The sequence below is a fragment of the Salinivibrio sp. PR6 genome, assembly GCF_001995955.1.
In the GTDB taxonomy this organism is placed as follows: domain Bacteria; phylum Pseudomonadota; class Gammaproteobacteria; order Enterobacterales; family Vibrionaceae; genus Salinivibrio; species Salinivibrio siamensis.
Window position 1 is genome coordinate 167,812 of the sequence record NZ_MUFA01000002.1, and the last position, 25,767, is coordinate 193,578.

Annotated in this window: 29 protein-coding genes and 1 pseudogene; 22 read left to right on the forward strand and 8 right to left on the reverse strand. The window is 51.6% G+C overall.

Annotated elements, in window-relative coordinates; all coding sequences use genetic code 11:
• Nucleotides 1-9: 9 nt before the first annotated feature.
• Nucleotides 10-390 carry a DUF1499 domain-containing protein gene (locus tag BZG72_RS02335; RefSeq protein WP_158010027.1) on the forward strand — a complete coding sequence of 127 codons (381 nt, stop codon included), beginning with the start codon at nucleotides 10-12 and terminating at the stop codon, nucleotides 388-390.
• Here the strand turns inward: BZG72_RS02335 and BZG72_RS02340 are convergent.
• Nucleotides 387-665 (reverse strand): winged helix-turn-helix domain-containing protein, encoded by a 279-nt coding sequence (locus BZG72_RS02340; protein WP_025740011.1) that lies wholly within the window; start codon nucleotides 663-665, stop codon nucleotides 387-389. The two genes, BZG72_RS02335 and BZG72_RS02340, sit on opposite strands and share 4 nt — an antisense overlap.
• Nucleotides 666-889: 224 nt before the next feature.
• Between BZG72_RS02340 and BZG72_RS02345 the strand changes: the two genes are divergently transcribed.
• The 4 genes from BZG72_RS02345 to BZG72_RS02360 are packed head-to-tail and all read left to right on the forward strand — an operon-like array spanning nucleotide 890 to nucleotide 3,283.
• The gene (locus BZG72_RS02345) at nucleotides 890-1,234 is read left to right on the forward strand and encodes an ArsC family reductase (RefSeq protein WP_046073717.1); all 345 of its coding nucleotides are present in this window, start codon (nucleotides 890-892) and stop codon (nucleotides 1,232-1,234) included.
• 38 nt (nucleotides 1,235-1,272) lie between these two features.
• Nucleotides 1,273-2,406, forward strand: a complete 1,134-nt coding sequence (gene dapE, locus BZG72_RS02350; protein ID WP_046073718.1) for a succinyl-diaminopimelate desuccinylase — start codon at nucleotides 1,273-1,275, stop codon at nucleotides 2,404-2,406.
• Complete coding sequence (locus tag BZG72_RS02355) at nucleotides 2,334-3,101, forward strand: M15 family metallopeptidase (protein WP_046073719.1); 768 nt, start codon at nucleotides 2,334-2,336, stop codon at nucleotides 3,099-3,101. Before dapE ends, BZG72_RS02355 begins: the two co-directional genes overlap by 73 nt.
• Entirely contained in the window at nucleotides 3,089-3,283 is a 195-nt protein-coding gene (locus BZG72_RS02360; protein WP_077599589.1) for a DUF2897 family protein, read from the forward strand. Before BZG72_RS02355 ends, BZG72_RS02360 begins: the two co-directional genes overlap by 13 nt.
• 68 nt (nucleotides 3,284-3,351) lie before the next feature.
• Here BZG72_RS02360 and purC read toward each other — a convergent pair whose 3' ends face one another.
• Genes purC through dapA form a run of 3 tightly spaced genes read right to left on the reverse strand, consistent with a single transcriptional unit; the run spans nucleotide 3,352 to nucleotide 6,046 of the window.
• Nucleotides 3,352-4,065 carry a phosphoribosylaminoimidazolesuccinocarboxamide synthase gene (gene purC, locus BZG72_RS02365; RefSeq protein ID WP_046073721.1) on the reverse strand — a complete coding sequence of 238 codons (714 nt, stop codon included), beginning with the start codon at nucleotides 4,063-4,065 and terminating at the stop codon, nucleotides 3,352-3,354.
• A 58-nt stretch (nucleotides 4,066-4,123) separates the two neighbouring features.
• Nucleotides 4,124-5,152 (reverse strand): outer membrane protein assembly factor BamC, encoded by a 1,029-nt coding sequence (bamC, locus tag BZG72_RS02370; protein WP_046073722.1) that lies wholly within the window; start codon nucleotides 5,150-5,152, stop codon nucleotides 4,124-4,126.
• Nucleotides 5,153-5,167: 15 nt separating this feature from the next.
• Nucleotides 5,168-6,046 (reverse strand): 4-hydroxy-tetrahydrodipicolinate synthase, encoded by an 879-nt coding sequence (gene dapA, locus BZG72_RS02375; protein WP_046073723.1) that lies wholly within the window; start codon nucleotides 6,044-6,046, stop codon nucleotides 5,168-5,170.
• A gap of 267 nt (nucleotides 6,047-6,313) precedes the next feature.
• On the opposite strand from dapA, the gene bcp reads away from it, so the two are divergent.
• Nucleotides 6,314-6,784: a thioredoxin-dependent thiol peroxidase gene (gene bcp / locus BZG72_RS02380; RefSeq protein WP_046073724.1), complete on the forward strand. Its 471-nt coding sequence runs from the start codon at nucleotides 6,314-6,316 to the stop codon at nucleotides 6,782-6,784.
• Nucleotides 6,785-6,886: 102 nt separating this feature from the next.
• On the opposite strand, the gene BZG72_RS02385 is transcribed toward bcp, so the two are convergent.
• The 3 genes from BZG72_RS02385 to BZG72_RS02395 all read right to left on the reverse strand — a co-directional run bounded on the left by BZG72_RS02385 (nucleotide 6,887) and on the right by BZG72_RS02395 (nucleotide 9,738).
• On the reverse strand, nucleotides 6,887-8,323 hold the full coding sequence (locus BZG72_RS02385) for an FAD-dependent oxidoreductase (protein WP_077605822.1): 1,437 nt from the start codon (nucleotides 8,321-8,323) through the stop codon (nucleotides 6,887-6,889).
• Nucleotides 8,324-8,429: 106 nt separating this feature from the next.
• Nucleotides 8,430-9,509: an AI-2E family transporter gene (locus BZG72_RS02390; protein WP_046073726.1), complete on the reverse strand. Its 1,080-nt coding sequence runs from the start codon at nucleotides 9,507-9,509 to the stop codon at nucleotides 8,430-8,432.
• A 10-nt stretch (nucleotides 9,510-9,519) separates the two neighbouring features.
• Nucleotides 9,520-9,738 (reverse strand): sulfurtransferase TusA family protein, encoded by a 219-nt coding sequence (locus BZG72_RS02395; protein WP_046073727.1) that lies wholly within the window; start codon nucleotides 9,736-9,738, stop codon nucleotides 9,520-9,522.
• 125 nt (nucleotides 9,739-9,863) lie between these two features.
• Between BZG72_RS02395 and BZG72_RS02400 the strand changes: the two genes are divergently transcribed.
• The 4 genes from BZG72_RS02400 to BZG72_RS02415 are packed head-to-tail and all read left to right on the forward strand — an operon-like array spanning nucleotide 9,864 to nucleotide 12,780.
• Nucleotides 9,864-11,363 carry a beta-barrel assembly-enhancing protease gene (locus BZG72_RS02400; RefSeq protein ID WP_077665987.1) on the forward strand — a complete coding sequence of 500 codons (1,500 nt, stop codon included), beginning with the start codon at nucleotides 9,864-9,866 and terminating at the stop codon, nucleotides 11,361-11,363.
• A gap of 23 nt (nucleotides 11,364-11,386) precedes the next feature.
• Entirely contained in the window at nucleotides 11,387-11,743 is a 357-nt protein-coding gene (gene arsC / locus BZG72_RS02405; RefSeq protein WP_077578607.1) for an arsenate reductase (glutaredoxin), read from the forward strand.
• Nucleotides 11,740-12,333, forward strand: coding sequence for an NAD(P)H:quinone oxidoreductase (gene wrbA / locus BZG72_RS02410; RefSeq protein WP_077578608.1), 594 nt, complete (start codon nucleotides 11,740-11,742; stop codon nucleotides 12,331-12,333). The genes arsC and wrbA overlap by 4 nt, the downstream gene beginning before the upstream one ends.
• Nucleotides 12,334-12,366: 33 nt before the next feature.
• Complete coding sequence (locus BZG72_RS02415; protein WP_046073730.1) at nucleotides 12,367-12,780, forward strand: DUF2069 domain-containing protein; 414 nt, start codon at nucleotides 12,367-12,369, stop codon at nucleotides 12,778-12,780.
• 66 nt (nucleotides 12,781-12,846) lie between these two features.
• Here the strand turns inward: BZG72_RS02415 and BZG72_RS02420 are convergent, their stop codons facing one another.
• Complete coding sequence (locus BZG72_RS02420) at nucleotides 12,847-13,332, reverse strand: zinc ribbon-containing protein (protein ID WP_046073731.1); 486 nt, start codon at nucleotides 13,330-13,332, stop codon at nucleotides 12,847-12,849.
• 106 nt (nucleotides 13,333-13,438) lie between these two features.
• Between BZG72_RS02420 and leuS the strand changes: the two are divergent.
• The 12 genes and pseudogenes from leuS to lipA form a co-directional block, all read left to right on the forward strand.
• Nucleotides 13,439-15,997, forward strand: a pseudogene (gene leuS / locus BZG72_RS02425) (leucine--tRNA ligase); the annotation flags it as partial.
• 32 nt (nucleotides 15,998-16,029) lie between these two features.
• Entirely contained in the window at nucleotides 16,030-16,653 is a 624-nt protein-coding gene (locus tag BZG72_RS02430) for an LPS-assembly lipoprotein LptE (protein ID WP_231637399.1), read from the forward strand.
• On the forward strand, nucleotides 16,653-17,675 hold the full coding sequence (gene holA, locus BZG72_RS02435) for a DNA polymerase III subunit delta (protein ID WP_046073866.1): 1,023 nt from the start codon (nucleotides 16,653-16,655) through the stop codon (nucleotides 17,673-17,675). Before BZG72_RS02430 ends, holA begins: the two co-directional genes overlap by 1 nt.
• Before the next feature lie 68 nt (nucleotides 17,676-17,743).
• Nucleotides 17,744-18,061: a ribosome silencing factor gene (gene rsfS, locus BZG72_RS02440; RefSeq protein WP_046073734.1), complete on the forward strand. Its 318-nt coding sequence runs from the start codon at nucleotides 17,744-17,746 to the stop codon at nucleotides 18,059-18,061.
• Between the two features lie 3 nt (nucleotides 18,062-18,064).
• Nucleotides 18,065-18,535, forward strand: coding sequence for a 23S rRNA (pseudouridine(1915)-N(3))-methyltransferase RlmH (gene rlmH / locus BZG72_RS02445; protein WP_077578611.1), 471 nt, complete (start codon nucleotides 18,065-18,067; stop codon nucleotides 18,533-18,535).
• 6 nt (nucleotides 18,536-18,541) lie between these two features.
• Entirely contained in the window at nucleotides 18,542-20,422 is a 1,881-nt protein-coding gene (gene mrdA, locus BZG72_RS02450) for a penicillin-binding protein 2 (RefSeq protein ID WP_077665989.1), read from the forward strand.
• Nucleotides 20,419-21,537 carry a rod shape-determining protein RodA gene (gene rodA / locus BZG72_RS02455; protein ID WP_046073737.1) on the forward strand — a complete coding sequence of 373 codons (1,119 nt, stop codon included), beginning with the start codon at nucleotides 20,419-20,421 and terminating at the stop codon, nucleotides 21,535-21,537. The genes mrdA and rodA overlap by 4 nt, the downstream gene beginning before the upstream one ends.
• A gap of 2 nt (nucleotides 21,538-21,539) precedes the next feature.
• Nucleotides 21,540-22,361, forward strand: a complete 822-nt coding sequence (locus tag BZG72_RS02460) for a septal ring lytic transglycosylase RlpA family protein (RefSeq protein WP_046073738.1) — start codon at nucleotides 21,540-21,542, stop codon at nucleotides 22,359-22,361.
• Between the two features lie 112 nt (nucleotides 22,362-22,473).
• On the forward strand, nucleotides 22,474-23,625 hold the full coding sequence (locus BZG72_RS02465; RefSeq protein ID WP_369795687.1) for a serine hydrolase: 1,152 nt from the start codon (nucleotides 22,474-22,476) through the stop codon (nucleotides 23,623-23,625).
• 129 nt (nucleotides 23,626-23,754) lie between these two features.
• Entirely contained in the window at nucleotides 23,755-24,024 is a 270-nt protein-coding gene (ybeD, locus tag BZG72_RS02470) for a DUF493 family protein YbeD (RefSeq protein WP_046073739.1), read from the forward strand.
• A gap of 84 nt (nucleotides 24,025-24,108) precedes the next feature.
• Nucleotides 24,109-24,759, forward strand: coding sequence for a lipoyl(octanoyl) transferase LipB (lipB, locus tag BZG72_RS02475; RefSeq protein WP_158075435.1), 651 nt, complete (start codon nucleotides 24,109-24,111; stop codon nucleotides 24,757-24,759).
• Nucleotides 24,756-25,721 (forward strand): lipoyl synthase, encoded by a 966-nt coding sequence (gene lipA, locus BZG72_RS02480; protein WP_046073741.1) that lies wholly within the window; start codon nucleotides 24,756-24,758, stop codon nucleotides 25,719-25,721. Before lipB ends, lipA begins: the two co-directional genes overlap by 4 nt.
• Nucleotides 25,722-25,767 lie beyond the last annotated feature (46 nt).

The window sequence follows — 25,767 nt, forward strand, 5'->3', positions numbered from 1 at the left end:
GGAGGCCCCATGGCAAAACAACCGCCTGTCACTGCCTGTGGTGACAGCCCTAATTGTGTTTCAACAGAAGACACGCGCGCGACATTTCAGTTAGCGCCCTTACCGCTGGCTAACACCGATGTTGCCTTGGCGACCATTGTTGAGAAAGTTGCCTCAATGCCAGGTGCTCAAGTGGTTTCAGCCCAAGAAAACTACGCACACTTGCGCTTCACCACCCGGGTGCTGCGCTTTGTCGATGATGTTGAAGTCTCACTCAGTGATAACCAGCTCGCGCTTCGCTCTGCCTCTCGTATTGGCTATTACGACTTTGGCGCAAACCGTCGGCGTGCTGATGCCATTCGACGCACACTGGTCGAGGCGAAACTGGTCCGTCCCTTAGGCGATCACTAGTTGATATACGAGCGAATGTCTCGCTTTTTATCCTCGACCCAATCGCGACGAAACGGGCCCCAGTCTTTTAGCTGGTAATAACCATCGTTGTGGCGCTTGCCATCTTGGATAAATGTCATATCAATGCCTAGCCCTGACAAAGATTTGAGCACATCCTGGATAGTGCGACGCGGCCAGCCTGTTGCCTCAATCAAACGCGGAACATTTGGGCGCTCCATCTCTTCTACCAGTGCGGCGAGATACAAGCGCCGAGCGAATACCGGGTTGAGTTCCATACGAACCTCCAACAATTACGAATGATCCCATTATTCATGGCGCCTGCTAAGAGGTTTTGCGTTTGATCAAAACGCCATCAAATCGACGTGCTGCAGGCGCATTTACCCACGCATTTCACACGGTTTTGCGCCATCACATGGCGTACATCCCTGCCGCGCCAAGTATTGCGTTCATTAACCAGTGGTGTCACTCTTAAACCTTTGCCAACAATCACGATAAGACCATGACAACTGTATTTGGGATTAAAAACTGCGACACCCTAAAAAAAGCCCTAAAGTGGTTGGATAACCAAGGTATCGACTACCAATATCACGACTACCGGAAAGATGGCTTAGACGCACAAATGCTGCAAACTTTCGTTGCCGAACTGGGCTGGGAAGCGTTAATCAACAAACGTGGCACCACCTACCGCCAACTAAGCGATGAGCAAAAAGCCCATTTAGACCAAGCCAGCGCTATCGCAATCATGCTCGACAACCCAGCGATCATTAAACGCCCATTGCTCGTACACAAAGGTAGCTATTACCTCGGCTTTAAAGAGAACCAATACGCTGATATTTTCGCGTAATGTGATAGTCGATTCATTTTTGTTGTAAGGAAACCCCGATGACTGACTCTGCCACGCTGGCTTTAGCGAAAGATCTGATAAACCGAGAATCGGTCACGCCGGAAGATGCCGGCTGCCAAGATCAAATGATTGCGCGGTTAGAAGCCTTGGGCTTCACCATTGAGACCATGGTGTTTGAAGATACCACTAACCTTTGGGCCAGGCGGGGGACGGAAGGCCCTCTGTTTGCTTTTGCCGGCCACACTGACGTGGTTCCCTCAGGGCCGCGCGAACAATGGCATACACCGCCGTTTGAAGCGACAGTGATTGACGATCACCTCCATGGACGTGGCGCCGCGGATATGAAAGGCTCATTGGCCGCCATGGTTGTCGCGGTTGAGCGTTTTATTGCCCAGCACCCTGACCACTCTGGCTCTCTCGCGTTTTTAATCACCTCAGATGAAGAAGGCCCGTTTATTAACGGCACTACCCGCGTCGTCGATACCCTAATGTCGCGCGGCGAGAAGATCGATATGTGTATTGTTGGCGAACCGTCTAGCACACACCATGTCGGTGATGTGGTGAAAAACGGCCGTCGCGGATCCATCACCGGGGATCTCTACGTCAAAGGGACACAAGGCCATGTCGCCTATCCGCATCTTGCCAACAACCCAGTGCATCAGGCGATGCCAGCGCTCACCGAGCTTGCGCAAACACTCTGGGACAAAGGCAATGCGTTTTTCCCCCCCACAAGCTTCCAAATCCCCAATATCGAGGCTGGCACAGGCGCGGCCAATGTCATCCCAGGGGAATGCCATGCGCAGTTTAACTTCCGCTTCAGCACCGAGCTGGACAGTGAAACCATCAAAAAGCGGGTTTACTCTATTTTAGACGCCCATGGGCTCGACTATACCCTTGAGTGGACGCACAGTGGTGACCCTTTCTTAACCGATAAAGGTACGTTGCTGGACGCGGTGGTGGCGGCGGTGGAAGAGGTGAATCATCAAACACCGGAACTGCTGACCACTGGCGGCACCTCCGACGGACGTTTTATTGCGCAAATGGGTGCGCAAGTGATTGAGCTGGGCCCGGTGAATGCCACTATCCACAAGGTGAATGAATGTGTCAGTATCCCGGATTTAGAAAAGCTGACGGACATGTATCAAAAGGTGTTGGAGAAAGCACTCCCTTGACCCCAACGTCCGCACAGCTCACTGGCCAAGACGGCTCAGTGCTCGCACCGATCAACAACCAACCTAATGCACCATGCTTGCATCAGGCTGTACTGGCTGATTTTGCCGCCTTACAACAGGCGGCATCACAAGCGGGCTTTACCCTAATGGTCGCCAGCGGCTATCGCTCGTTTGCCCGTCAGTTGGCTATCTGGAATGGTAAATTTAATGGCGAAAAACCGGTGCTAGATGCCGACAGCCAGCCACTGGATATCACGCAACTGTCTGATGATGCGCGCGTCAAGGCAATATTGCGTTGGTCAGCTTTGCCTGGGGCAAGCCGCCATCATTGGGGAACAGATTTAGACGTGTATGACAAGCGTGCACTGGCTCCACATCAAAGGTTGGCGCTCACCCCACCGGAATATGATGATGGCCCTCAGGCCGCGTTTTCTCAGTGGCTTAAAACCCACGCCCCGCAATGGGGGTTCTTCCTTCCTTATGCCGAGGATAAGGGCGGTGTTGCGAGGGAGCCTTGGCATATCAGCCATATCGCCACCAGCGCCACCCTTTTGTCAGCATTTAGCCAAGACATGCTTGCCAACGCGATCGGCAATGCGCCTATTTGTGGTAAGCGTACTATTCTTGACCAATTGGATTGGATATATTCAACCTACGTCACCAATCTCTGCGAGGTGGAACAATGGAATGGCTAACCAACCCTTATGTCATTATTGCCATCGTGGTTGCCGTGGTGGTCAGTAATATCATGGCACTCAAGTACACCGCCAACGCAAAGTTTGGCCTTAAGTACAAAGATAAGCCGGATAAACAGTCGTCATCCAAAGAAAGCGATGCGGGGAATGATCAAGCGCAATCAGACGAGCATAAAGAGTAAATAGCGCCATATTGATGGCGCTATTTTTCGCGCGCAAAAAGCAAACGTTTGCTTTTTAAAACCAAAAATTACAAGGTAAGGCCGATACGCTTTGCCACCTCGATGTAAGCATCCACAACACCACCTAGGCCTTGACGGAAACGGTCTTTATCCAGTTTTTCTCGGGTATTGGCATCCCACAATCGGCAACCGTCAGGACTAAACTCGTCACCCAGAACAATATTACCTTGATGATCAACACCAAACTCAAGTTTATAATCGACCAACAACAGCTCTCCTTCCGCAAACAGCGCTTTGAGGACATCGTTCACCTTGTAGGTCAGTGATTTCATCGTCGCCAATTGCGCTTGCGTGGCGTAGCCCAAAGACTCACACAAGGATTCATTGACCATGGGATCGTGCAGCGCGTCGTTTTTTAAAAACAACTCAAAGGTGGGCGGCGTCAGTGCCGTCCCTTCCTCGACGCCAAGGCGACGGCAAAGTGAACCGGCTGCAATATTGCGCACCACACACTCTACAGGGATCATATCTAGCTTTTTCACCACACACTCGGTATCGGACAACAATTGGTCCATTTGGGTGGGGATGCCCGCCTGCTCAAGCTTTTGCATGATGAAGTGATTAAATTTGTTATTCACTTCGCCTTTTCGCTCAAGCTGCTCAACACGCTCGCCATCAAAAGCCGACGTGTCATTGCGAAAGTGCAGAACAAAGCGGTGCTCATCATCTGTGGCATAGACAGATTTTGCCTTACCGCGATACAACTCAGCACGTTTTTCCATTACCTATACTCTCCATTAGGCGCTAAAAGTAAGGGACGCTCACCGCGTCCCTATAAAATTACTCTGATGCTTGGTTCACTTGGGCAATGACCGCTTTGAGCGCTGGGCTCAGCGCTTCTAACGTCGCCTCATCGACAGGCTTACCATCGCTGTTGGTCACGTTAAGTGACGTGCGGTTGCCTAGATCGCCCAGCAACAAGGTATAGCTGTTGTCCGGGAACGAAATCGGATCAACACCAAGGGATTGCCAACGCTCATCATTTGGCGCGACGTGACGGGTTTTCACCGTGCCTTGCGACTGGTTACGACTTTCTACCGTGAACCCTAAAGGCTTGATGATAGCAGGCAGCTTTTCCCAAACCACATCATAAGGGGCGCGCGCGATGATGACCGGCAACCCACTGCGATCGGTACCAAAGCTAATCGGAATATCAGACTGGCGCTGCTCCGCCAAACGGCGCGCTTCGGCACGCAATGCCGCATCGTGACTCACCGTGATAAGGTTAGTCATCAGGGTGTTGTAGCGCTCACGCAACGCAGGGGTGAGCGGTTCATCGCTGGCTTTCGCACGCGAGTCAATCATATTCACCCCTAACGCAAAGCGGCGACCTTGCTCAAGGCGCGATAGACGGAAGCGTGCTTGATGGGCGCTGTCTTCTTTTTCCCAAGCAATCCAACCGGTTTCTACTTGGTCTGCCGTTTGCGACGACACTGGAATGGTCTGCTCGCTGACCAAACGCTCTACCGTTTGCCATACTTTATCGAGTTGCTTTTCATTGGCAACGGCAAGGGTGACGCCACGGCTATCACGTTGTATCCGTGCGCCCGGGATCAGGTCCAGCACTTGGCGCGGTGGACGAATATCAACGTTCTGACCGACTTCACCATTAAAATCTTGTGTCGGGATCTGATAATTGGTGGAAAAATACGGCGCTTGATCCGGCAAGGTTTGCCATGGCGACAACGGGGTTGTTTGCAAATAGTCAAAGTCATCTTTGGCTTGACGGCGCTGCTCGACGCCACCACTGCAGGCCACCACACTGGTGGCCATGATGGCACATAGGCCGAGCTTAAATACTGGTTTCATTGACACTCCAACGGCTTAAACAGCACCTGCGACACGCAGTGCCTCACGAACATCTGGACGCAAGTGCTCGCTTAACTCAGTTAATGGCAGACGAAGGTGCCCATCCGCAATCAAGCCCATCTCGCGGACTGCCCACTTCACAGGGATCGGATTGGCTTCGTCAAACAGGTGACGATGTAGGGGGATCAAGGTTTCGTTAATAGCATGCGCTTGCTCTGCTTCACCTGCGCGCGCCAGTTTGATCATTTTAGCCATTTGCGCAGCCGCCACATTATTGGTTACAGAGATAACGCCGTGTCCCCCGGCCAAGACAAAATCCAAGCCCGTTAAATCATCGCCACTGAATAAGAGGAAATCGTCGCCACAAAGTTCCCGATGAATCGCCACTCGGCTTACATCAGCGGTGGCATCTTTCAGACCAATGATGTTGTCGAATGCCGCCAGTCGCGCCACTGTCTCAGGCTGAATATCGACCGCGGTTCGCCCGGGAACATTATATAAAATCTGTGGCAGGTCGGTGGCTTCAGCAATGGCTTTGTAATGCTGGAACAAACCTTCCTGGGTCGGTTTATTATAATAAGGGGTCACGCTTAGGCAGGCGGCCACACCTGAGCCAGCAAACATTTTGCTGAAAGTGATTGCTTCATGGGTGGCATTGGCGCCAGTTCCCGCAATAACCGGAATACGCCCGTTAGCAAATTCCAAGGTTTTCAGCACAACTTTAATGTGCTCATCCACGGTTACTGTCGACGACTCACCCGTCGTGCCCACTGCGACAATCGCATCAGTGCCCGATTGGATATGAAACTCGACCAGTTTTTCCAGGCTAACGTAATCAACTTCGCCGTGTGCATCCATTGGTGTGACGAGCGCCACAATGCTTCCAGAAACCATGTTCGTCTCCCTTATTAGTGATGCTTGCAATGTTACTTTTGGCGCTGGGCAAACACAAGAATAACCCTGCGTCTAGGCATGTCTTAATCGACATTTTTTCATCGATAGGTAATGTGTCTTATCGTTATAATCGAGGAAGGGGTGAGTCTGCGTCAATGGGCAGTCAAATCCTGTCAAGTCAGTGATCCTATTATCAAAAACTTGCGTAATCGCGAACACCCTCTATCATCGTGAATTCGGTTTACCGACAAAAAGGAAACGCAGCGCATGCAAACAATCACCGAAGGCGCACAAGCGCCCGATTTTTCACTGCAAGATCAAAATGGCGACACCGTCACGCTTAGCCAATTCAAAGGCGACAAACGTGTTCTGGTTTATTTCTACCCAAAGGCGATGACACCGGGTTGTACAACGCAGGCCTGCTCGCTACGCGATACGAAAGCCGAGTTGGATGCACTTGACACCGTGGTGCTTGGCATAAGTCCAGATCCGGTGAAAAAACTGGCCCGTTTTGTTGAACGCGACGCACTTAACTTCACGCTGTTGAGCGATGAAGATCATGCCGTCGCCGATGCGTTCGGAGTCTGGGGACCGAAAAAATTCATGGGCAAAGAATACGATGGGATTCATCGTCTAAGCTTTTTGGTCGGCAAAGACGGTAAGATAGAACATGTGTTCAATAAGTTTAAAACCAAGGATCACCACCAAGTGGTGCTTGATTACTTAAACCAAGCGTAACGTCAGTCCACGTTGGCTTTGGCGACACGTTAGCTTTGGCGACAAAGCAGCCTACATGCTGCTGACTAAAAGCGCACGAACACCGTGCGCTTTTTTGTATGATTAGCCGACAGGCTTTGCCAACGCCTCAGGGTATCCGCGGCGTGTCGCAAGCTCGCAAGCGGTATCGATTATCTTCGCGGTGTTGGGGCGAGACAATGGCTGATAAGAGGTAGGAGATATCCAACCTGAATCTTCAAATTGCGTCAGTACTTTATTGATGGCCGTCAGCGCCGACGATGCTTTGACAATTTCCAAACGCGCATAACGTTCACCATCAAACGACACATCCGAGGCACGTAACGAAGGATCATCCCCGGGGATTTGCTGCGCACCACACAAGGGTTTGCCACCTACTTCGGCCTGTTTAAATGCCGGTAACCACTGGCCAAAATGGTCAATCGCACGATCAGTGCGTTCACACACTTCTTGCCAGTCCCAGCCTTTATCGATGTTTTTCACATAACGTGCATCGACAGTCGGTTGCGCTGACTCCGCAGAGCTTTTCACTAAACCACGCTCAAACAAGGTGACGTCTTGAGTCATACCGTGCAGCTGGAAAAAACCATCCGGATAAGGAGTCAACTGCGCCATTCCCTGTGGGGTGCCCCGTTGACCGTGGACAATGATTTCCGGCCACTGATACTCAGTCCGTGTCCAATGCGCGATATACGCGGCTTTGTATTCGACCAAACGCTCGCGACCAAACCCGGCCATATCATCGATTGTCCCCGTGCGGAATCCGGCCGCATTGATAAGATAGTCAACGTCGGTGGTCTGTATCTGCCCTGACTGGTCTTGATAGGTTACCCGCCACCCTGACGAGATGGGCTGAGTATCCATCACTTTGTGATTGAAATTAAGCTGACAATGAGGCGCGTCGGCAAGGGTCAATTGCGCTTCTGCCGCCAAGCGAAACACGCTAAGCCCGTATTCTTGCACCAGGACCAGAGGGTATTTCATTGCACTTAAATCGAGCGATTGCGCCACGGGCCACATCCATCGATCGGCAGCATCGATCACGCTGTGGTAGTCTTGAGCGCGCAATGCTTCCAGTTCCTCTTGCTGATACAAACGGAAATAATCGCTCGGCTCACCCATGACTTTATTATCGCTATCGATCTCAACCAATTGCGCATAACGCTCACGCAGGGTTTCTAAACGTGCAATCACACTGTCTAATGAGCCTGGGTCTTGCTGAGGAACGGCAAGGACAGTCGGTCGACGATTGACCGAATGCGGATACATGCGCACCGTGGCCACCGACTGTTCGAGTAAGGTCAGGCATTGATCGAGTGAAATTTCACGATACAAATTGCCGCCCGCGTGCAGATGGCAAATTGGCGGCCCACTCACCAAGCCGGTGCCCGCCTCAAACACCTGGGTGTCCACCCCGCGCTCAGCCAAGCGCATTGCCGCTGTGGTTCCCGCAACACCGCCACCTATCACCGCGACGCGAAACTTTTCTACTTGCGTTTGTTCTTGCCTGTGTTGTGCCATGCCAACCCTGTTTTCATTACTACTTCTGTGGGCCAAACTGATCACGACGTGTCGATGTTTACCTGCCGCTCAGCCCCTTTTATTAGGGGCGTGAAAACAAGATGGATCACTCAATATCTGTCTTGGGATCGTCATCCAGCTCAATCACTGGCAGCGCTTGCCACACCGCTTTCACTAAGGTCGCCAATGGAATAGCAAAAAATACTCCCCAAAAGCCCCAGAGTCCACCGAAAACCAGTACGGCTATTATGATGGCGACTGGATGTAAATTCACCGCTTCTGAAAAAAGTACGGGGACGAGCACATTGCCATCTAGCGCTTGGATAACGCCATAGGCGATCATTACATACCAAAAACCAGGCTCAAGCCCCCACTGGAACAAGGCAACAATGGCTATCGGGACGGTGACAATCGCCGCGCCAATATAAGGCACCAAAACAGAGAAGCCCGTCGCCACACTGAGTAGGACCGCATAGCGAAGGTCTAACAGGCTAAAGGTCAAATAACTGGTCACCCCGACGATAATGATTTCAGTCACTTTGCCCCGGATGTAGTTGGAGATCTGCTGATTCATCTCATGGCCGACTCGAGAGGCAAGACGACGGTTGCGTGGTAACAAGCCTTTGAACATCGCCAACATTTGTGCTTTGTCCTTGAGCAAAAAGAACACCAGCAGGGGCACTAAAATCAGGTATACCGCCACCGCGACTAAGTTCACCAAAGACGCCAATGAACCTTTTACCAATGTTTCGCCAAGGTTGAGCACTTTATTTTGCAAGGTATCGACAAAGGTATTGACCATATGGGGATTGATCAGCTCTGGGTAGCGTTCTGGCAAACTCAGCATCAGTGCTTGCATGTTATTAAACATATTTGGCACATCGGCCACCAAGCTGACCCCCTGGTTCCATATGGTCGGCACCAACCCGAATAACGCCATCAAGGTTAAGCTAACAAACACAGTCAGTACCACCAGCACTGACAAAATGCGGGGCAAACCCAGCCGGCAGAGACGATTTACCGGCCAATCAAGTAGATAGGCCATCACGATCGCGACCAATAATGGGGCGAGCAAATTGCCAAAAAAGTAGATGGTAATAAAACCAAAAAGAAGGATCGCCACCAGGCTCACGGCATGTGGGTCAGAAAAACGTCGCCGATACCAGCGATGTAACATATCAAACATAAAAAGCCCGCTATTTCTTTGTGATGAGTAGCCGCGAAGCTGGCGTGTCTAACCACCTCATGCTGAAGCCTTCGCGTTTAAAATACTTGGGGATATCGTCTTTCGCCCCTTGATCACCGAGTAAAATCACCAATTGCTCACCTGACTGCAATAACGCGGCGGCGCGCTTTGCCAGCAATAGCGCCATTGGACAAACATGTTCTCGCAAATCAAGTGTTTGAGATTCCATTCTGGCTCACCGGTCGGTATTATCGTCAGTATTGTAATGGACATTAGATAGAACGCCAACGAAACCCTAACGGGTTTTATCGGTCTGTACCTAAGTACACCCTGCATTTAAAGGTCATCATACTTATGTCATCTCGCGCACTTGGCTTTCACAAAGGCAACAAAGCTCGCCGCCTGCTCTGTTATGCACTAGCGGGGGTTTTAGCGAGCGCACCTGTGTCGGCACGTGTTGAGTCATATCAAAGTGACTTACCTGATATCGGTACCGCCGCCGTCAGTACCTTATCGGTTGCCAAAGAGAAAGAGTTTGGTGATGCCTACATGCGGATGCTAAGAGCCAGCAAGCCCATCATCAGCGATCCTCTGCTCAACGAGTATATTAATGGCTTGGGCCATCGACTGGTGGCGAATGCCAACGATGTTCGCACACCCTTTCGATTTATTTTAATCGATAATCAGGCAATCAACGCCTTTGCCTTTTTCGGTGGCTACGTGGCCATGCACTCTGGGCTGTTCCTCCATGCAAAAACGGAAAGCGAATTGGCATCGGTGATGGCCCACGAAATCGCCCATGTCACCCAGCGTCATCTTGCAAGAAGCATGGAGGAGCAAGCGCAAACCTCGCCGCTGACCGTCGCCGCCTTAGTGGGATCGTTGATGCTCGCGATTGCCTCTCCCGAAGCAGGGATTGCAGCGGCACACGCCGCGACAGCGGGCAGTATGCAAAACCAAATAAACTTCACCCGTCGCAATGAAGAAGAAGCTGATCGGATCGGCATTGAAACCCTCGCACGTGCTGATTTTGACGTGCAAGCCATGCCGCGATTTTTCTCACGGTTGGCGGATGAGTACCGTTACGCCAGCCAAATGCCCGAGTACTTCAGCACCCACCCTTTACCGGCTTCACGGATCACTGATTCTCGCGCTCGTGCCCGCCAATACCCACAAAAACGGGTACCTGTCTCGCCCGATTATCAACTCGCGCGCGCCCGTATCGTCGCGCGATATAGCGGCATCGCCAGTCGCTCGGCGATGGATTGGTTTGAACGGCGTCATAAAGAGGCCTCGCCGGCCGAAAAGCAAAGCCTCAACTACGGGATGGCGTTGCTTGATATTGATGCCCGTCGTTTTGACGATGCGCGAGAAAAATTAACCCCACTTATCAAGGCGCAACCTAATAATCGATTTTTCCTTGATGCGATGACCGATTTAAACATCGGTGAGGAGCAGTACGACAAGGCATTGACGCGCCTTGAAAACGCATTGAACCATCAGCCTAATAACCGCGTATTATTGCTCAATCGTGCCTATACCCTCGTCAAAGCCAAGCGAGGAGGCGAGGCGATCTCCATGCTGGAACGATATACACACCAGCATCCAGATGACAGCAACGGTTGGTTTTTGTTACAACAAGCGTACGAAAGTACCGGGACGCATCGAGACGGTGAGCTGGCCGCCCAAGGTGAGCGGTATGCCTTACGCGGACAATGGGACAAAGCCATTCGCAATTATACCCAAGCCGCCCAGCTCGCAGAACTAGGTAGCTTGGCGCAGGCACGGTATGATGCGCGTCTTGATCAACTTCGTCGCCAACAAGCCCGCTTTAAAGCGCTTAGCGACCGTTAATTCACTCAAAAAGGATCATTGTTGTGACCGCTATAACCCTCTACCACAACCCCCGTTGTTCAAAAAGTCGTGAAACCCTCAAGTTGTTGGAGTCCAACGGTGTCACGCCGACCATCATCAAGTATCTCGACACCCCTTTGTCTGCTGAGGCGTTGACGATGTTAAAACAGCAACTCGGACTCAGCTCGTTTCGGGAGATGATGCGAACCAAAGAAGCAGACTATAAAGCGGCAAACTTGGGCGATGCCTCCGTGGACGAAGCGCAATTACTCGACGCCATGGTTAACAATCCCAAATTGATCGAACGTCCAATCGCCGTCAAGGGCGAAAAAGCGGTCATTGGTCGTCCACCTGAAAACGTCCTCACGCTAATAAAATGACGAAAGTATTAGTGCTCTACTACAGCCGCTCTGGGAATACACGCAAACTCGCCCAGCAAGTCGCCCGTGGTATCGAGGCGCAAGGCGCTGAAGCGGTATTGCGCACGGTGCCCGAGCTGCCCGCTTACCCTGATGGCCAAGTGCCAGACACAACCGCGAAAGACCCGTTTGTCACTCGGCAAGATTTGCTGGACTGTCATGGCCTAGCCCTCGGCAGTCCGGTGCGTTTTGGCAACATGGCCGCGCCTTTGAAGCAATTTATCGACAGTACCAGTGGGGAGTGGCTATCAGGCGCCCTGATTGATAAACCTGCAGCCGTGTTTGGCGCCGGATCAATGCTGCATGGCGGACAAGAAACCACCCTGCTCACCATGACAGTGCCACTGCTTCATCATGGTATGGTGTTGCTCGGTGTGCCACATAGCGAACGGGCGCTACATACCACGCAAGGTGGCGGCTCGCCTTATGGTGCGTCGAGTGTGGCAGAGCCGAACCTGCCTTTAATCGCAGACGAGAAACAAATCGCCAAAACCTTAGGTCAACGTCTTGCACGTTTTGCACAAACCTTTCACCACCACTTGGGACAATAGGATAGTACTGTGACTGACTCTCGGCTTGCATTAATGCGTAGGCTCTCGCTATTGAGTAACCTCGGCCTGATTGGTTGGGTAATAATCTGGCATGCGTCTTTATCGCCCCACCCACACCTCAATGCTTGGGCGGTAACGATCGGCTGGACCATCCCGCTGCTCCTTCCGCTACCGGGGATCTTGAAAGGAAAGGCCTTTACTCATGCGTGGGCGAACTTTATTTTGATGTTTTACTTTTTGCACGCATTGACCCTTATTTATGTCGATGAGGGGGAACGCTGGTTGGCCGCTATCGAGCTTGTCTTGGTCGCCTGTGCGTTCGCCAGCAATATCGTCTTCGCGCGTTGGATGGGAAAATCACAAGGGCTAAAACTGCCACGCCTGTCTCAAGTGGAACGCGAAGAGCGCCAACGCTTTGAGGGCAAAGATAACGCCTCGTCTGACTGATAACTGACCGTTATCCTCGCCCTTGGTATCTTAACCGCCTCGGCTAAGCCAAGCACCGTGCTTGGCTTACACCGGGTACGGGCGGCGAGAGAAATACCGGTGGCCACACTTGCTACAAGGCGCAATCACATCCACCCGGCTGTGGCGTGACTGGTGGTGGCACTGCTCACATTGCAATACGCCCAGCCCAACAATTTCACCCGCTTCATACACGCCATGGTGCTGAAGGTCGTCAAACACTTCACGCCACTCTAGCTGAGTGCGATCGGTGATTTCTGCCAGCTGTTCCCAAATAGAGTTGGCAATCAGATCGTTAAACACCTGACTGTCCATGTCTTCGCCTTGAGATTTGTCGTACTGCTCACCAAACGCTTTCACATCGCGCTTGAAGTAAGCCTCAATCAGCGCCCACTCATCTTTGGTAAGATCCGCAGCTGCTTTGAGATATTGATCAGACAACTCGACCCAGCGAGACAAAGCCTCTGGACTGTTTTCCAGTGCCTCTTTTACCCGCTCAATGATACTTTGTTGCGGTTCTTTCTCTTTATTCATGGTTCTGTCCTGATTCAAGTGTTGTTGCGGTCTCTGCCTTTCGTTATTCTATGACGATATTTCTCTTTCAGGTTTTACCTTTCTCACAGAATCTCGGAAGCCATCGATGCAAGAACAATATAGCCCGCAAGATATTGAACAAAAAGTTCAAGCCCATTGGGACGACAATAAAACCTTTGTGGCTCATGAAGACCCTAACAAAGAAAAATTCTACTGTCTTTCTATGTTCCCTTACCCCAGTGGCCGACTTCACATGGGGCATGTCCGTAATTATACCATCGGTGATGTGATCTCGCGTTATCAGCGCCTGCAAGGCAAAAATGTGATGCAACCTATTGGTTGGGACGCATTTGGTTTGCCGGCCGAAGGGGCCGCTATCAAAAACAAAACCGCCCCTGCACCTTGGACATATGAAAACATTGATTACATGAAAGGCCAGCTGAAAATGCTGGGCTTTGGTTACGACTGGGATCGCGAAATCGCAACCTGTAGCCCTGACTACTACCGCTGGGAGCAAGAATTCTTTACCACGCTTTATAAAAAAGGCTTGGTATACAAAAAAACCTCGTCAGTGAATTGGTGTCCACACGATCAAACCGTGTTGGCGAACGAGCAGGTGCATGAAGGCTGCTGCTGGCGCTGCGATACCCCGGTTGAGCAAAAAGAAATTCCACAGTGGTTTATCAAAATCACCGATTATGCAGAAGAGCTGCTGCAAGACATCGACAAACTGGATGGTTGGCCAGAGATGGTAAAAACCATGCAGCGCAACTGGATTGGCCGTTCAGAAGGCGTTGAGCTGACCTTCGATGTTGAGGGCGATCATCCTGCGCTGGGCGTCTACACCACCCGCCCTGATACCCTGATGGGGGTGACTTATGTCGGTATTGCCGCCGGTCACCCACTGGCCGATGCCGCGGCCAAGAACAACCCAGCCTTGGCGGAGTTTGTGCAAGAGTGCCGTAACACCAAGGTAGCGGAAGCTGAGCTGGCCACCATGGAGAAAAAGGGCATGGCGACGGGCTTGTACGCCACGCACCCATTAAACGGCCGCCGCGTACCTATCTTTGTCGCCAACTTCGTGTTGATGGATTATGGGACGGGCGCAGTCATGGCCGTGCCTGCACACGACCAACGCGATTTTGAATTTGCCAGCAAATATGGCCTCGATATTGAGCCTGTGATCCTGGATGAAAATGGCAACGCACCTGATTTGTCTGAGCAAGCACATACCGAAAAAGGCAAGCTATTTAACTCTGGTGAATTCGATGGCTTAGACTTTGATACCGCGTTTGATGCGATTGCCGCTAAGCTTGAGTCTTTGGGTAAAGGGCAAAAAACGGTCAACTTCCGCTTACGTGACTGGGGCGTTTCTCGTCAGCGTTATTGGGGCGCGCCTATCCCAATGCTGAACACCGAAGACGGTGACGTGGTGCCTGTCCCGACGGATGAGCTGCCGGTTATCCTGCCAGAAGACGTAGTAATGGACGGGGTGCAAAGCCCGATTAAAGCTGACAAGCAATGGGCACAAACCCAGTATCAAGGCGAGCCTGCGCTGCGTGAAACCGACACCTTCGATACCTTTATGGAATCGTCTTGGTACTATGCACGCTATTGCTCGCCGCAGGCCGATCAGATGCTCGACCCAAGCGCTGCCAACTATTGGCTGCCTGTCGATCAGTATATTGGTGGGATTGAGCACGCCTGTATGCACCTGCTTTACTCACGCTTCTTCCACAAGTTGCTGCGTGACGAAAACATGGTCGATAGCGATGAACCCTTCAAGCAACTGCTCTGTCAAGGCATGGTACTGGCTGATGCCTTCTACTATACCGATGACAAAGGCGTGCGCGTGTGGGTCTCGCCAACCGACGTCACCGTTGAGCGTGACAGCAAAGGGCAAATTGTTAATGCGGTAGACAGCCAAGGCAATGCGGTGACCCATGCGGGCATGACCAAGATGTCGAAGTCTAAAAACAACGGCATTGATCCGCAGCTTATGGTCGAGAAGTACGGGGCTGATACGGTGCGCCTGTTCATGATGTTCGCCGCGCCTGCGGATATGACGCTGGAGTGGCAAGAATCAGGGGTTGAAGGGTCACACCGCTTCTTGCGTCGCGTCTGGAAACTGGTTTACGAGCACAGCCAACAAGGACCTGTCGTGGCACTGGATGCTAGCGCGCTCACCAATGAGCAAAAAGCGCTGCGCCGCGAGGTGCACAAAGCCATTGCGAAAGTCAGTGATGACATGGGGCGCCGTCAAACCTTTAACACCGCCATCGCGGCGATTATGGAGCTAATGAACCGATTGGTGAAAGCCCCACAACAAAGCGAACAAGACCGCGCGGTGCTCGACGAAGCCCTCAAAGCGGTGGTGCTAATGCTTTACCCCATTACCCCACATATCTGCTTTAGCCTGTGGAATGCATTGGGTGAGACCCACATTGATGACGCAGCGTGGCCAGAGGCAGATAAAGAAGCCATGGTTGAGGACGAAAAGCTGATTATCGTCCAAGTCAACGGTAAGCTACGCGCCAAGATCACCGTCGCCGCAGATGCGGAGAAAGACGCAGTGGAAGCCCAAGCGATGGCAGATGAAAACGTGGTGAAATTTACCGAAGGCAAAACCGTGCGCAAGGTGATTTATGTACCTGGCAAGCTGGTTAACATTGTTGCCAACTAACAAGGAGCGATGGAGTGAATCTGTTTAAGACAATGCTTCGCTCCCTGCTTGTCGCGATGGTCTGTTTGACCATCGCGTCTTGCGGGTTTGCCTTGCGTGGCAGCTACAACCTGCCCGATGAGGTTGATAAGGTGTCGTTAACGAGCTTTGACCCTTATGGTGAGCTCACCCGGCAAATGCGAAATGCCTTGCGTCAACACAAGGTCGATCTTGTCTCCCCTTCCAAGGACGTGGCCAATATCCACTTGCTCGGTGAAAGCAATAGCGAACAGACGCTATCGCTTTATCAAAACAGCCGCGTGGCGGAGAAAGAGTTTCGCTATGTCGCGCGCTATCGCGTCACCGTGCCTGATAAAGGCAGTTATACCTACAACACCACCTTAAGCCGTAATTTCCTAGATAACCCGCTGACAGCGCTGGCAAAATCGGTGGAAGAAGATAAGTTAGTCGCTGAGATGCGTACAGAAGCCACTCGGCAAATTATGCGTCAACTTTCCCAATTAAAAGGCGATATCGCCGAGTTTGAACGCCAACAGGCCGAACAAGCGGCCATGGAGAAGCTCGAGCAAGGTGAAACGCCAACAGAGCCCAACGTGATCATCGAAACGCGACAAACCGAGACGAATACCGCGCAATGATGAGAACCTATCCCGACCAATTGGCGCAGCAGCTCAATCAACCGCTGCGCCAAACTTACTTGGTCTTTGGCTCCGACCCATTACTCAAACTCGAAGCGCGTGACGCCATTACAAGCGCGGCACGCACCCAAGGTTTTGAAGAGCATCATAAATTTGTCATCGATGGGCAACTAGATTGGCAAGAGGTTATCGACTGCTGTCAAGCGCTTAGCTTGTTTGCTTCTCGGCAAATTATTGAACTTTCCTGCCCTGATAATGGCCTCACCAGCACGCAAGCCAAGCAGCTTACCGAGCTGGCCGCTTATCTGCATCCTGATATCCTCCTATTGGTGCAAGGGGAAAGACTCAACAAGAAGCAAGAAAGCGCTAAATGGTTTTCAGCGCTCGCCCAACACGGCTTATACGTGGTGTGCAATACCCCGGATGCCCGTCAACTCCCGCGTTTTATTGAGCAACGGTGTCGCCAGTTAGGGCTAAAGCCAGACCAACCAGCGCTACAGTTGTTAGCACAATGGCATGAAGGAAACCTATTGGCATTGGTACAAAGCCTGCACATTCTACAACTGCTCTATCCGGATGGCGCCTTAACCCTGCCACGCATAGAGAGTGCCCTGTCACGCCACCATCACTTTACACCCTTTCAGCTCACCGATGCGCTGCTAGCAGGAAAGGCACAACGCGCGCAACGGATACTTGAGCAACTGCATGCTGAAGGTGAAGAGCCCACTCTCCTTTTACGACTGATCCAAAAGGAGCTCAAACAGTTGTATACCATTCACGAGCAGGGGCAAAAAGGCAGGCCGCTGAATGCCATCTTTGACCAACTTCGTGTATGGCAAACACGTCGTCCCATGCTCACCGCCGCTCTCAATCGGCTCAACAAAGCCCGATTAACCGCACTGCTACGCCGCTTAGCACAGTTAGAGATCAGGCTAAAAACGGACTTTGGTAGCGACCCTTGGCCAGATCTGCATTATTTTTGTGCACTCATGTGCCAAGCGTCCGAACCACTCACGCCCTAGCGTGTCCAACGGGTTAGCAAATGGTATACTGGCCTAATAAGACCATCAGCAACACATAGAGGTTTTCTTTGCAAGCTAACGAGTTAAAACAGTTTGTGACCGATAAGGTCGATGAGTTAAAAGCCAGCGATATTGTGACTCTGGATGTACGCGACAAATCATGTATTACCGACTTTTTAGTGCTGTGCACCGGCAACTCTCGCCGTCATGTTGCCTCCATTGCCGAGCATGTGTGTGAACAGGCCCAAGCGGTCGATATCGACTCTCTCGGCACGGAAGGACAAGATGACAGCGAATGGGTTGTGGTCGATTTAGGTGACGTTATGGTGCATGTCATGCAAGAGGAGCAACGCCAACTCTACCAATTGGAAAAACTCTGGAACTAAACCATGAAAATCCAATTGATTGCGGTGGGTAATAAAATGCCCAAATGGGTGGAGCAAGGCTTTGAAGAATATCAACGCCGCTTTCCAAAAGATATGCCACTCGAGCTGGTAGAGGTACCTGCTGGCAAGCGGGGCAAAAATGCCGATATCACCCGTATCTTGCAAAAAGAAGGGGAAGCGATGTTGGCGGCCGTCAACCGTGGTAGCCGCATTGTGACACTCGATATTCCCGGCAAGCCTTGGGACACACCGCAATTGGCTAACCAGTTGGAAAAGTGGAAACTTGATGGCCGCGATGTCGCCATTTTGATCGGTGGGCCAGAGGGGCTAGCACCACAGTGTAAAGCGGCCGCGGAGCAAAGCTGGTCGCTATCGCCACTGACCCTCCCCCATCCGCTGGTACGCGTCATTATGGCCGAGAGCCTATATCGAGCGTGGAGCTTGACCACCAATCACCCGTATCATCGAGAATAAGCAAAGATGAAGCGCCAACGAGTTGAAATCCGAGACCACAGCGCCGAGGCGGCCTTGTTTGTGCGACGCGCTATCGTCTGCTTTGTCGGTATCATGGCGTTGGTTGGGGTGCTGCTAACCAACCTTTATCATATTCAGGTGACCGAACACCAAGACTACCAAACCCGCTCGAACGATAACCGCATTAAAGTCGTCCCGGTGGCGCCTAACCGTGGCCTCATTTATGACCGCAATGGGAAATTGCTGGCTGAAAACCGCCCCGTTTATCACTTAGAAGTGACGCCTGAGCAAGTCGATGATATGCCGGCAACCCTCGCCCAGCTAAAAGACTTACTCTCATTGACCGACAAAGACATTACGCGCTTTCAAAAAGAGCGTCGCCGCTCGCGACGTTTTAATGCCGTGGCATTGAAAACACAGCTCACCGATAAAGAAGTCGCGATTTTTTCCGCGCACCAGCATCAATTTTCTGGGGTGGAAATCAAAGCCTACTTAAAGCGCCATTACCCTTACGGCGATGCACTGACCCATGTGCTCGGGTATGTCGCCAAAATCAATGATCGCGATATTGCCAAACTCAGGCAAAAAGGGGTGCTCAATAACTACAAAGCAACCCGTGATATTGGCAAGCTGGGGATAGAGAAATACTACGAATCAACACTGCATGGTAAAGCGGGCTACCAAGAAGTTGAGGTGAACAGCCGTGGCCGTGTAATACGTACGCTTAAATATGTGCCGCCGCAACCGGGTAAGGATCTGATTCTTAATCTCGACATTGACCTGCAACTTTACGTGCGCGGTATCCTCGGTGACCGACGAGGCGCGGTGGTGGTGGTCGACCCTGACACCTCGGGCGTCCTGGCGATGGTGTCAACGCCTAGCTACGATCCTAACTTATTTGTACATGGTATTTCCGGTGCCCAATATCGGCAGCTGCTCAATGATAAAGATCGTCCCTTGGTGAATCGCGCTACCCTAGGCATTTACCCGCCAGCTTCCACAGTGAAGCCTTTCATTGCTGTCGCCGCGCTAGAAGAAGGCGTTATCACCACCAAGACCACGCGTAACGACCCTGGTTATTGGCGGATCCCTAACTCGGATACGCGCCCTTTCCGTGACTGGCTCCCTTGGGGACACGGACGGGTAAACATCGTGCAGTCGATCGAGGAGTCGGTCGATACCTTCTTCTATCAAATCGCTTATGACATGGGGATCGATAAACTCTCTATGTGGATGGAAAAATTTGGCTTTGGCCAATACACAGGCATCGACATTCAAGAAGAAAGCAGCGCTAATATGCCTAACCGTGAATGGAAAATGAGTCGCTACCGCCAACCCTGGTATAAAGGTGACACGATTCCCGTCGGAATTGGGCAAGGTTATTGGACTGCCACCCCGATGCAAATCGTCAAAGCCTTGACCGTGCTGCTCAACCGTGGCGAAGTCAAAGCCCCCAAACTGTTAAATAAAACACGCGATGAACACGGTACCCACAAACCCGACGCCGAGCCGTTTCCACCGATTAAAGGGGTCGACGATAAGTATTGGGACGTCGGCCTCAAAGGTATGCAACTGGTTAACCACGGTCGCAAAGGGACCGCGCGTCGTTCATTCCGCTCGGCGGAGTATTTATCGGGCGGTAAGTCAGGCACCGCACAGGTTTTCGGGCTGGGTGAAGATGAAGAATATAACGCAGACGAAATTGCTGAACACCTGCGAGACCACGCACTTTTCATCGGCTTTGCCCCCTTTGAAAACCCGGAAGTCGCGGTCTCTATGGTACTGGAAAACGCAGGGGGGGGCTCGAGCAACGGGGGCCCCATTGCCCGCCGGATCTTCGACCATATCTTGTTAGAAGACAAAGAGACCAAAGAGGCCAAACAATGAGTTCACTTGCCCAAGTCAGCGCGAAACGCTCTTTGTTCGATCGCTTGCATCTCGACTTACCCATGCTCGTGGGCATTTTGTTACTGATGGGCTTCGGCCTAGTGGTGATGTATAGCGCCAGTGGCCAAAGCATGGTGATGATGGAGCGCCAGGCGATCCGAATGCTATTGGCACTCGCGGTCATGTTTGCCCTCGCCCAAGTGCCGCCGCGCCACTATGAGTTTTGGGCGCCCTATTTGTATGCCGTGGGGGTGGTGTTACTGGCAGCGGTTCTATTGGTTGGCGAAACCGCAAAGGGCGCGCAGCGCTGGCTTGATCTCGGAGTGGTCACCTTCCAACCCTCAGAGATCATTAAACTTGCGGTACCGCTCATGCTTGCCCGCTTTATTGGCAAAGATCCGCTCCCCCCCAAATTTACTCACTTGCTCATCGCCCTAGTGTTATTGTTTGTGCCCACCATTATGATTGCTAAGCAGCCAGATTTGGGTACCTCAATACTGATTGCCGCCTCTGGGGTGTTCGTGCTGTTTTTGGCCGGAATAAGCTGGAAAATTATCACAGCAGCGGTGATTGCGCTGGCCAGTTTTGTCCCTGTACTCTGGTTTTTCCTAATGCATGATTACCAGCGTACCCGCGTGCTGACCCTGTTTAACCCAGAGTCCGATCCCTTGGGCGCAGGCTATCACATCATTCAATCTAAAATTGCCATTGGCTCTGGTGGCTTAAGCGGCAAAGGCTGGCTACAAGGGACACAGTCTCAATTGGAGTTTCTCCCTGAGCGACACACAGACTTTATTTTCGCCGTTATCGCTGAAGAATGGGGGTTGATCGGTGTCTGTGTCTTGTTAGCCCTGTACCTCTTTTTGATCGGCCGAGGGCTAATGCTCGCCAGCCGCGCCCAAACGGCATTTGGCCGAATGATGGCTGGCAGTATCGTGTTAAGCTTTTTTGTTTATGTTTTTGTCAATATTGGCATGGTCAGCGGCATTCTTCCTGTGGTTGGGGTACCCTTACCACTTATCAGCTATGGCGGCACCTCAATGGTCACACTGATGGCCGGTTTTGGCATTCTGATGTCTATCCACACTCATCGTAAAATGTTATCCAGGGCATAAACATGCGAGCTATTATCGTTTCTAGCGCTATCGTCTTATTAAGTGCATGCAGCAGCCAGCAAGGTCGCTACGACATGCAAAGTGATAAAGCACCCGAGACGGTGCCACAAGTTATTCACGCAGAAAACGCCCAACCCAGGTATGAGCCTTACAGCCTCGCGGGTAACAAAGATTACACGTTAAATGGTCAGCGCTACCAAATCTTACGCGATCCAAAAGGCTACCAAGAGGCGGGCATTGCCTCCTGGTATGGGGAGAAGTTTCATGGCCATCGTACCTCCAATGGCGAGGTGTATGATATGTACTCCATGTCAGCCGCGCACAAAACCCTTCCCCTGCCCAGTTACGTGGAAGTCACCAACCAAAATAATGGTAAAAAGGCCATTGTGCGCGTCAATGACCGCGGGCCCTTTCACAATAAGCGCTTGATAGACCTGAGTTATGCCGCGGCCAAGAAGCTGGATGTATTAAAGACGGGGACAGCCCCCGTGTCACTGCGTCTACTCTCACCGAGTAAACCAGCGGATGACGAGTGGCATTCCGCTCGCCATCATGCCTACTATGTGCAATTGGCTGCCCTCTCTGATGGCCTAAAAGCCAATCAAAAAGCGGAACAATTGGCGAAGACCCATGGTCTACCTACACATATCGCCCGCCGTGATACCGTGTATCGTGTTCGCTTTGGTCCTTTTTATGATCGAGACCAAGCGCAACAAGCGATGCGCACGGCAAAGCAGCATCAGTTGCCGGGGGCATTTATCGTCACCGAAGCACTTGTTAATGGCGACACATCTGTCACAAGTGCTAAAACAAACAATCAATAAGTTAAAGAAATCGAGCCTGTCCCTCTATCCGCAATTTGGTATAGTGAGGGCACAGTATCGACATCGATAACCGACATAAGTACTAACAATGATGAATAAAACCGTTTTCCGCATGCGTACACTGCTTTCTGCAGCCTTATTCGCCTCTGCTACCGCTCAAGCCGCACCTGCTGTTGTCCCTGATGCGCCGCAAATTGCCGCCAAAGGCTACGTATTGATGGATTATCATTCTGGCGAGGTACTGGCTGAAAACAACGCCTATCAACGCCTTAATCCTGCCAGTTTGACGAAAATGATGACCAGTTACGTAATTGGTCAGGAAGTTGAGCGTGGCAATATCTCAATGGATGATGACGTCGTCATTAGTGAGAATGCGTGGGCCAAAAACTTTCCCGGCTCTTCGAAGATGTTCATCGAAGTAGGTACCACGGTGAAAGCGGCCGACCTCAATCGTGGCATTATTATCCAGTCAGGCAACGACGCCTGTGTGGCGATGGCTGAACATGTTGCGGGGTCAGAAGACGCCTTTGTCGACTTGATGAACCGCTGGGGCGAAACCCTAGGTATGGACAGCTCCCATTTTTCCAATGTTCACGGTTTGGACTCCAAAGATCTTTACACCACACCGTACGATATGGCGCTGCTCGGCCAAGCCCTGATTCGCGATGTGCCTGCGGAATATCGTATTTATAAAGAAAAAGCCTTCACTTACAACGGTATCACGCAATACAACCGCAACGGCTTGCTATGGGATAAAAGCTTGAACGTTGACGGTATCAAAACTGGCCACACCGACGGTGCAGGCTACAACTTGGTCACCTCAGCCACTGAAGGCGACATGCGTCTTATCTCGGTGGTGATGGGCACCAAGAGCGCCAACGCCCGCAAAGCAGAGAGCAAAAAACTCCTCAACTATGGTTTCCGCTTCTTCGAGACCGTGGCCCCCCATAAAGCCAACGAAACCTTTGTGACTGAGAAGGTCTGGATGGGTGATACAGACGAAGTCGCGCTTGGCGTCACTGAAGATACCTTTGTCACGCTTCCCCGTGGCAAGGCGCAAGATCTGAAAGCCAGTTTTGTCCTCGACAACACATTGGAAGCCCCGATCAGTAAAGGTGATGTCGTCGGTAAACTCTTCTATCAAGTGGATGATGAAGATGTGGCGGAATACCCGCTTGTCGCCCTAAACGATGTTGAAAAAGGCGGGCTTTTTAGTCGCTTAATAGATTACATCGTGATGATGTTTAAAAACCTCGTCGGTTAATCCCTCTCTGTGCCGCCCACCAACTTGGTGGGCGGCTTGTTTTCTCGCGCTTGGCAGATTAGTATTTCGCGTTAATCGTGATCAATCGCACAAACGCGTGCCTCTATCAGCCTGCAGTTGGGAGTTAACATGCAAGAGCAACCGAAATTAAAAGATCTGTTGGAGTTTCCTTGCCAATTCACCTACAAGGTGGTGGGCCAGGCAAAACCTGAGCTACCCGATCATGTATTGACCGTGATCCAACGCCACGCGCCAGGCGACTATAGCCCAGCCGTCAAGCCCAGTGCCAAGGGTACCTATCACTCGGTGTCGATCACCATTAAGGCGACCTCCATTGAGCAAGTGGAAATCCTCTATAAAGAGCTGGGTGAAATTGACATCGTCCGCATGGTGCTCTAATTCGAATACCCACACGACTGGCGGCTTTAAATCGCGCTGCCAGCCTCTATAATATCGCCACTGACAACAACATGGGAAATGGGTTTGCAGCACCAACTCGTTGTAAGGCACCTTGGCCGTCAACCGTATCTCCGCGTCTGGGAACAGATGCGCCACTTCACCGATCGGCGTGACGACAATACGCGTGATGAAGTTTGGCTGGTTGAGCATGATCCGGTTTTTACCCAAGGACAAGCGGGAAAAACGGAACATGTGTTGGTCCCAGGCGACATCCCTGTCGTACAATCAGATCGCGGCGGACAGGTGACGTATCATGGGCCAGGGCAACTCGTCGCCTATTTCCTGATTAATCTCAAACGTAAAAAAGTCGGTGTGCGAGCGCTCGTGAGCCATATTGAAGATATTGTGGTGAACACACTAGCACACTTCCACGTTGACGCTTACGCCCGCCCAGATGCGCCCGGTGTTTACGTTAACGACGCAAAAATATGTTCTCTTGGGCTCCGTATCCGTCGCGGGTGCTCATTCCATGGACTGGCACTCAACATCAATATGGACTTATCACCGTTTCAGCGTATTAACCCATGTGGTTACGCTGGTATGGCCATGACGCAACTGAGCGATCAGGTTGGCAAAGTCACGCTCGAGGACGTTCAACCTGTGCTGGTAGACACTTTAACTCAACAGCTGACGTACTCTGAGGTTGAGTTTACAACGGAAAGCAGCGATTTATGAGCAAACCGATTCAGATGGAACGCGGTGTTAAGTACCGCGACGCCGACAAAATGGCGCTTATCCCGGTCAAAAATATGCCGACCGAGCAAAAAGAAGTGCTGCGCAAGCCTGATTGGATGAAGATCAAACTCCCAGCTGAGACTGCGCGTATTAAAGAAATTAAAGACGCGATGCGTAAAAACAACCTTCACTCCGTGTGTGAAGAGGCATCGTGTCCTAACTTGGCGGAGTGCTTTAGTCACGGCACGGCAACCTTTATGATTCTCGGGGCGATTTGTACCCGCCGTTGCCCTTTCTGTGATGTTGCCCACGGTCGTCCCGTCGCCCCTGATAGCGAAGAGCCAAAGCATCTGGCGCAAACCATCAAAGACATGAAACTGCGCTATGTAGTCATTACCTCGGTTGACCGTGATGATTTACGTGACGGGGGCGCCCAACACTTTGTTGACTGTACCCGAGAAATCCGCGCGCTCAATCCAGAGATCCAAATTGAAACACTGGTTCCTGACTTCCGTGGCCGTATGGATCGCGCACTCGATATCTTGCAAAACAACCCACCCGATGTTTTCAACCATAATTTAGAAACAGCGCCACGGTTGTACCGAAAAGCGCGTCCTGGTGCCAACTATCAATGGTCGCTGGATCTGCTGAAAAAGTTCAAAGAGATGCATCCAGAGGTGCCGACCAAATCGGGCTTGATGATGGGCTTGGGTGAAACCAAAGAAGAGATCATCGAGGTTCTCAAGGACTTGCGTGCTCACGGCGTCACCATGCTCACGCTTGGCCAGTACTTGGCACCAAGCCGCCACCACTTGCCAGTAGAGCGTTACGTCCCGCCTGAAGAGTTTGACGAGCTGAAAGACATTGCTCTTGATTTAGGCTTTACGCATGCCGCATGCGGCCCCTTTGTTCGCTCTTCCTACCATGCCGATCTACAGGCAAAAGGCGTGGAAATTAAATAAACGCCCAAGCTGTTGAGACAAAAAAACCGCTAGCCAGACTAGCGGT

Bases quoted from the DNA above. Each gene is read 5' to 3' on its own strand.
- BZG72_RS02395 (WP_046073727.1), bottom strand. From the start codon at position 9,738: ATGGAATCTCAAACACTTGATTTGCGAGAACATGTTTGTCCAATGGCG.
- holA (WP_046073866.1), top strand. From the start codon at position 16,653: ATGAGAACCTATCCCGACCAATTGGCGCAGCAGCTCAATCAACCGCTG.
- BZG72_RS02335 (WP_158010027.1), top strand. From the start codon at position 10: ATGGCAAAACAACCGCCTGTCACTGCCTGTGGTGACAGCCCTAATTGT.
- BZG72_RS02460 (WP_046073738.1), top strand. From the start codon at position 21,540: ATGCGAGCTATTATCGTTTCTAGCGCTATCGTCTTATTAAGTGCATGC.
- rodA (WP_046073737.1), top strand. From the start codon at position 20,419: ATGAGTTCACTTGCCCAAGTCAGCGCGAAACGCTCTTTGTTCGATCGC.
- ybeD (WP_046073739.1), top strand. From the start codon at position 23,755: ATGCAAGAGCAACCGAAATTAAAAGATCTGTTGGAGTTTCCTTGCCAA.
- BZG72_RS02415 (WP_046073730.1), top strand. From the start codon at position 12,367: ATGCGTAGGCTCTCGCTATTGAGTAACCTCGGCCTGATTGGTTGGGTA.
- purC (WP_046073721.1), bottom strand. From the start codon at position 4,065: ATGGAAAAACGTGCTGAGTTGTATCGCGGTAAGGCAAAATCTGTCTAT.
- bcp (WP_046073724.1), top strand. From the start codon at position 6,314: ATGCAAACAATCACCGAAGGCGCACAAGCGCCCGATTTTTCACTGCAA.
- BZG72_RS02420 (WP_046073731.1), bottom strand. From the start codon at position 13,332: ATGAATAAAGAGAAAGAACCGCAACAAAGTATCATTGAGCGGGTAAAA.
- BZG72_RS02340 (WP_025740011.1), bottom strand. From the start codon at position 665: ATGGAACTCAACCCGGTATTCGCTCGGCGCTTGTATCTCGCCGCACTG.
- lipA (WP_046073741.1), top strand. From the start codon at position 24,756: ATGAGCAAACCGATTCAGATGGAACGCGGTGTTAAGTACCGCGACGCC.
- BZG72_RS02390 (WP_046073726.1), bottom strand. From the start codon at position 9,509: ATGTTTGATATGTTACATCGCTGGTATCGGCGACGTTTTTCTGACCCA.
- BZG72_RS02355 (WP_046073719.1), top strand. From the start codon at position 2,334: ATGTGTCAGTATCCCGGATTTAGAAAAGCTGACGGACATGTATCAAAA.
- dapE (WP_046073718.1), top strand. From the start codon at position 1,273: ATGACTGACTCTGCCACGCTGGCTTTAGCGAAAGATCTGATAAACCGA.
- BZG72_RS02345 (WP_046073717.1), top strand. From the start codon at position 890: ATGACAACTGTATTTGGGATTAAAAACTGCGACACCCTAAAAAAAGCC.
- wrbA (WP_077578608.1), top strand. From the start codon at position 11,740: ATGACGAAAGTATTAGTGCTCTACTACAGCCGCTCTGGGAATACACGC.
- dapA (WP_046073723.1), bottom strand. From the start codon at position 6,046: ATGGTTTCTGGAAGCATTGTGGCGCTCGTCACACCAATGGATGCACAC.
- BZG72_RS02360 (WP_077599589.1), top strand. From the start codon at position 3,089: ATGGAATGGCTAACCAACCCTTATGTCATTATTGCCATCGTGGTTGCC.
- bamC (WP_046073722.1), bottom strand. From the start codon at position 5,152: ATGAAACCAGTATTTAAGCTCGGCCTATGTGCCATCATGGCCACCAGT.
- BZG72_RS02385 (WP_077605822.1), bottom strand. From the start codon at position 8,323: ATGGCACAACACAGGCAAGAACAAACGCAAGTAGAAAAGTTTCGCGTC.
- BZG72_RS02400 (WP_077665987.1), top strand. From the start codon at position 9,864: ATGTCATCTCGCGCACTTGGCTTTCACAAAGGCAACAAAGCTCGCCGC.
- BZG72_RS02465 (WP_369795687.1), top strand. From the start codon at position 22,474: ATGCGTACACTGCTTTCTGCAGCCTTATTCGCCTCTGCTACCGCTCAA.
- rlmH (WP_077578611.1), top strand. From the start codon at position 18,065: ATGAAAATCCAATTGATTGCGGTGGGTAATAAAATGCCCAAATGGGTG.
- mrdA (WP_077665989.1), top strand. From the start codon at position 18,542: ATGAAGCGCCAACGAGTTGAAATCCGAGACCACAGCGCCGAGGCGGCC.